This window comes from Pectobacterium hainanensis, from assembly GCF_046237015.1.
Classification (GTDB): Bacteria; Pseudomonadota; Gammaproteobacteria; order Enterobacterales; family Enterobacteriaceae; genus JBJYIN01.
Genome location: NZ_JBJYIN010000037.1, coordinates 1 through 1,751, shown reverse-complemented (window position 1 = coordinate 1,751; position 1,751 = coordinate 1). Strand labels below are relative to the sequence as shown.

Here is a 1,751-nt window from a genome sequence, read left to right as displayed (position 1 = left end):
GCTCTTTAACAATTTAATCAGACAATCTGTGTGGGCACTCACAAGACCGTATCTTGACGATATAAAAAGTCTTGAAGAGTGAACAACAGTAAATTCATTACGAATAAACAGTTTTAATTCTTTGAGCATCGCTGACGAGTTCAGCAAATCAAACAAATCTTAAATTGAAGAGTTTGATCATGGCTCAGATTGAACGCTGGCGGCAGGCCTAACACATGCAAGTCGAGCGGTAACACAGAGAGCTTGCTCTCGGGTGACGAGCGGCGGACGGGTGAGTAATGTCTGGGAAACTGCCTGATGGAGGGGGATAACTACTGGAAACGGTAGCTAATACCGCATAACGTCTTCGGACCAAAGAGGGGGACCTTCGGGCCTCTTGCCATCGGATGTGCCCAGATGGGATTAGCTTGTTGGTGAGGTAACGGCTCACCAAGGCGACGATCCCTAGCTGGTCTGAGAGGATGACCAGCCACACTGGAACTGAGACACGGTCCAGACTCCTACGGGAGGCAGCAGTGGGGAATATTGCACAATGGGCGCAAGCCTGATGCAGCCATGCCGCGTGTGTGAAGAAGGCCTTCGGGTTGTAAAGCACTTTCAGCGGGGAGGAAGGCGGTAAGGTTAATAACCTTGCCGATTGACGTTACCCGCAGAAGAAGCACCGGCTAACTCCGTGCCAGCAGCCGCGGTAATACGGAGGGTGCAAGCGTTAATCGGAATGACTGGGCGTAAAGCGCACGCAGGCGGTTTGTTAAGTCAGATGTGAAATCCCCGAGCTTAACTTGGGAACTGCATTTGAAACTGGCAAGCTAGAGTCTTGTAGAGGGGGGTAGAATTCCAGGTGTAGCGGTGAAATGCGTAGAGATCTGGAGGAATACCGGTGGCGAAGGCGGCCCCCTGGACAAAGACTGACGCTCAGGTGCGAAAGCGTGGGGAGCAAACAGGATTAGATACCCTGGTAGTCCACGCTGTAAACGATGTCGATTTGGAGGTTGTGCCCTTGAGGCGTGGCTTCCGGAGCTAACGCGTTAAATCGACCGCCTGGGGAGTACGGCCGCAAGGTTAAAACTCAAATGAATTGACGGGGGCCCGCACAAGCGGTGGAGCATGTGGTTTAATTCGATGCAACGCGAAGAACCTTACCTACTCTTGACATCCAGAGAACTTGGCAGAGATGCTTTGGTGCCTTCGGGAACTCTGAGACAGGTGCTGCATGGCTGTCGTCAGCTCGTGTTGTGAAATGTTGGGTTAAGTCCCGCAACGAGCGCAACCCTTATCCTTTGTTGCCAGCGGTTCGGCCGGGAACTCAAAGGAGACTGCCAGTGATAAACTGGAGGAAGGTGGGGATGACGTCAAGTCATCATGGCCCTTACGAGTAGGGCTACACACGTGCTACAATGGCATATACAAAGAGAAGCGACCTCGCGAGAGCAAGCGGACCTCATAAAGTATGTCGTAGTCCGGATTGGAGTCTGCAACTCGACTCCATGAAGTCGGAATCGCTAGTAATCGTGGATCAGAATGCCACGGTGAATACGTTCCCGGGCCTTGTACACACCGCCCGTCACACCATGGGAGTGGGTTGCAAAAGAAGTAGGTAGCTTAACCTTCGGGAGGGCGCTTACCACTTTGTGATTCATGACTGGGGTGAAGTCGTAACAAGGTAACCGTAGGGGAACCTGCGGTTGGATCACCTCCTTACCAAGAAGATGTGGATTGAGTGAAGTGCTCACACAGATTGTCTGATGAAA

1 rRNA gene is annotated in these 1,751 nt (G+C 52.0%); it reads left to right on the top strand.

Annotated elements, in window-relative coordinates:
- The first annotated feature begins 161 nt into the window (after positions 1-161).
- Positions 162-1,701 (top strand): 16S ribosomal RNA (locus ACKPVM_RS20395).
- Positions 1,702-1,751: the final 50 nt, after the last annotated feature.